Origin of the sequence: uncultured Turicibacter sp. (assembly GCF_938044715.1) — a bacterium.
GTDB lineage: Bacteria > Bacillota_I > Bacilli_A > MOL361 > Turicibacteraceae > Turicibacter > Turicibacter sanguinis.
This window is the reverse complement of record NZ_CALIOS010000096.1, coordinates 1-3,801: the sequence shown is the minus strand read 5'-3', so window position 1 is coordinate 3,801 and position 3,801 is coordinate 1. Positions and strand designations below refer to the sequence as shown.

At 36.0% G+C, this 3,801-nt stretch carries 4 protein-coding genes and 1 riboswitch; all 4 genes read left to right on the top strand.

Annotated features, from left to right (window positions below; translation table 11 throughout):
• The coding region (locus tag QWC74_RS09835; RefSeq protein WP_288994000.1) for a Smr/MutS family protein at positions 1-1,017 on the top strand (1,017 nt) is incomplete at its 5' end.
• Between the two features lie 112 nt (positions 1,018-1,129).
• Positions 1,130-1,297: riboswitch (Lysine riboswitch) on the top strand.
• A 76-nt stretch (positions 1,298-1,373) separates the two neighbouring features.
• A complete protein-coding gene (locus QWC74_RS09830) occupies positions 1,374-2,186 on the top strand; it encodes a transporter substrate-binding domain-containing protein (RefSeq protein ID WP_006785247.1) in 813 nt (270 codons plus the stop codon).
• Between the two features lie 2 nt (positions 2,187-2,188).
• Positions 2,189-2,950 carry an amino acid ABC transporter permease gene (locus QWC74_RS09825; protein ID WP_006785248.1) on the top strand — a complete coding sequence of 254 codons (762 nt, stop codon included), beginning with the start codon at positions 2,189-2,191 and terminating at the stop codon, positions 2,948-2,950.
• A 9-nt stretch (positions 2,951-2,959) separates the two neighbouring features.
• Positions 2,960-3,700: an amino acid ABC transporter ATP-binding protein gene (locus tag QWC74_RS09820; RefSeq protein ID WP_006785249.1), complete on the top strand. Its 741-nt coding sequence runs from the start codon at positions 2,960-2,962 to the stop codon at positions 3,698-3,700.
• Positions 3,701-3,801 lie beyond the last annotated feature (101 nt).

Genomic DNA, 3,801 nt, shown 5'->3' with positions numbered 1-3,801 from the left:
ACGTCGCATTACCCTGAGCTTAAGGCCTATGCTTATGAGCAAGATGATGTGATTAATGCATCGGTTGAATTTAATGTTGAGACGCTTTCCCCAACGTATCGTTTACTTGTTGGAGTACCTGGACGTTCAAATGCCTTTGAGATTTCAAAACGTTTAGGATTAAAAGAGGCCATTTTAAATCAAGCTCGTTCATATGTTGAAAGTGAACGAACAGAAATGACGGATTTAATTACAAAACTTGAGGATCGTGGATTACAATTAGATCAGGAGATTCAACATCTTCAGCAACAAAATACATTAGTTGAAGAAATGAAAAAAGAATATGAGCAAAAACTGGCAAAATTTGAGGCAGAACGTGAAAAAGTCTTAGAGGATATCAAAAAAGAAGCATTTGAAAGTGTTCGCCAAGCAAAAGAAGAAGCAGAACAAATTGTGATGGATTTACGTCAAGCGAAAAAAATGGCTGATTTATCAATGAAAGATCATGAGTTAACAGAAAAATTGACGTCATTAAAGAAAGCAGAGGCGAAACAAGCAGAGCAATTTAAGAAAAAGGCTCAAAATAAACAGCCGTTAAAACCAGGTGATGAAGTGATGGTTTTATCTTTAAATCGTCAAGGTGAACTGATTGAGCAAACCAAAAATGGAGAATGGATGGTTCAACTGGGTATGATGAAAGTGAACATTAAACCTGAAGATCTTCAATATTTACGTAAATCGGTTCAGAAAAAGGAAACAAAAAAAGGGCAAATGGTTCATAAACGTAATAGCCATGTCGGAATTCAATTGGATTTACGAGGAGAACGCTATGAAGATGCTATGTTAATGCTTGATAAATACTTTGATGATGTCTTATTGGCTGGATATCAAACGATTACGATTATTCATGGTCATGGAACGGGAGCTCTTCGCCAAGGGGTTCATAAATATTTAAAACAAAATAAACACGTTGCAAGCTTTAGATTTGGGGGAGCCGGTGAAGGTGGAACTGGAGCAACGGTTGTTGAATTAAAATAAGGGAGTCCTGTCTATCTCGAGTCAATCGGGATAGATTTTTTTGTGAAAATATATTTTTCAAAATAAAGTTTACATTATATGGAAATCATGTTATTTTATAAGAGGACAAAAAAAATCGTATAGAGGTAGCGTTGCATCAGAGTACAACAGGGAGCTGGCAAGTGAGGAAATGTTGGAAAGGTAATCATCGCCGAAAGTTTCGTATTGGCAAATACGTCACTTGGGGTTGCAGGAAATACCTGTAACACTCCTTCAGTTTTGAAGAGGAGCTATTAAACAGAGGACTTTTTTTCAGTCGTGTTAATAGCACGACTTTTTTTGTTACAATCAATTTTAATCAAAGGGGAGATTTTAATATGAGAAAATTAGTTGTAACGTTAGCAGGATGTATTTTGCTTGCAGGATGTAGCGGGAATGCTACAAGTAATTCAAAAGATACGTTTACGGTTGGAATGGAATGTAATTATGCTCCGTTTAACTGGCAAACGTCAGCACCAACACAGACAAGTGTATCAATTGGTGGAGCAGGATTTTGTGATGGATACGATGTGAGAATTGCAAATGAAATTGCAAAGAGCATGGAAAAAGAGTTAGTGATTAAAAAATTAGAGTGGGATGGTTTGCAATTATCACTAGAATCGGGAGAAATTGATGCGATTATTGCTGGGATGACCGCTAATGAGGAACGTGAACAAGGAATTGATTTTACGACACCTTATTTTGAATCAGAAATGGTACTGATTGTTCGTGCAGACGATGATTTAGTTCATGCAACATCTATTCAAGATTTTAGTGGTAAAAATGTGATTGGACAGATGAATACTAATTATGATACGGTAATTGACCAAATTGAAGGGGTGAATCACTTAACACCTAAATCTTCTTATCCTGAGTTAGTGGTCTCTTTACAATCAAATGAAGCAGATGCTATTACGGCTGAATTACCCGTTGCCGAAGGGGTCATTCAAGCTAATCCAGATTTGACTATTGTTCACTTTGCAGAAGGTAAAGGATTTGATATTGATACATCTGTTTCAATTGGATTAAAAGAAGGCAGTCGTGGTACAGAGTTCTTTAATCAAGTTCAATCTGCTTTAGATAATATTTCAGATTCGACTCGAAATGAATGGATGACAGAATCTCGCGAAAGTGCGCCAACAGGTGAATAATTATGATGTTCTTAACCACTCAAAATGGCTTTTTAAATAAATCATTTTCTTTATTTGTTAAAAATTTTGATTTGTTCATGTATGGAATTAAAATGACACTCATTTTAGCTTTTTTAGGAACGATGTTAGGCTTAGTTATTGGGTTAGTTCTAGGGGGATTGCGTGCGATTACAATTGAACCAAGAGACTTAAAAAGTGTAAAAGTGTTAAAAAAAATGATGCACTGTTTGATAGGTCTTTACGTTTGGTTTTTTAGAGGGACTCCAATGATGGTGCAAGCGATGTTTTTATATCATGCTTTACGTCCTATTCTAGGGTGGAGTTCATTAACTGCAGGGATTGTGATTATTTCGGTTAATACTGGGGCTTATATGGCAGAAATTATCCGTTCAGGTATTCAGTCAGTGGATAAAGGGCAACTTGAAGCCGCTAGAAGTATTGGAATGACCGCTTTTCAATCGATGATGTACATTATCTTACCTCAGGCGATTAAAAACGCCTTTCCTTCTATTGGAAATGAATTTATTGTGAATATTAAAGATAGTTCAATGTTAAATGTCATTGGGGTGATTGAAGTTTTCTTCCAATCTAAATCAGTAGCAGGAAGTGTGATGCTATATTCTGAGACGTTTTTTATTACGTGCCTCATTTATTTAGTGTTAACGACAATTACAGCACAAATTTTAGGTTGGATTGAAAAGAAAATGAACGTGAAAAAAACTTCATTTCCATCATCGCAAACGGTTCCAATGGCAAATCTTTAGGAGGAGAGTATGGCAGAAAATACGATGATCAACATCCATCATTTAGAAAAACGATTTGGAGAACTAGAGGTTTTAAAAAACATAGAGTTTCATGTGGATAAAGGAGAAGTTATTACGATTATTGGATCAAGTGGAAGTGGGAAATCAACTCTACTTCGATGCCTTAATTTATTAGAAATTCCAGATAGTGGTGAAATCTTATATCGAGGCCAGGATATTTTAAAGGGAGAACTTAATGTTAATCAATACCGAACTAAAGTCGGGATGGTGTTTCAAAGTTTTAATTTGTTTCAAAATAAAACAGTTCTTGATAATTGTGTCATTGGACAAACAAAAGTATTGAAACGAAGAAAAGAAGAGGCGATCGAAAAAGCGATGTTTTATTTAGAGAAGGTCGGAATGAAATCATTTGCTCATGCAAGTAGTTCACAATTATCAGGGGGGCAAAAACAACGTGTAGCCATTGCGCGTGCTTTATGTATGGAACCAGAAGTATTGTTATTTGATGAACCGACAAGTGCCCTTGATCCCGAAATGGTGGGTGACGTTTTAAAAGTCATGAAACAATTAGCGGAGGATGGATTAACGATGATTGTGGTGACACATGAAATGGGATTTGCTAAAGAGGTGAGTCATCGAGTTGTTTTTATGGATCGAGGGGTGATTGCTGAGGAAGGAACACCAGATGAAATCTTTGTAAATCCTAAACAGGCACGAACGAAAGAATTTTTACGCCGATATTTAAATTAGTTAAAGGATCATGTTGGCGCTCCATTTACTGTTTAAAATAAAGGGATTGTTAGAAAGTTATGGGGATAGGTGTCTAAAAATGTGAAATAATATTTGGGTGA

Coding starts and splice junctions, on each gene's coding strand:
- QWC74_RS09830 (WP_006785247.1), top strand. CDS start 1,374: ATGAGAAAATTAGTTGTAACGTTAGCAGGATGTATTTTGCTTGCAGGA.
- QWC74_RS09825 (WP_006785248.1), top strand. CDS start 2,189: ATGATGTTCTTAACCACTCAAAATGGCTTTTTAAATAAATCATTTTCT.
- QWC74_RS09820 (WP_006785249.1), top strand. CDS start 2,960: ATGGCAGAAAATACGATGATCAACATCCATCATTTAGAAAAACGATTT.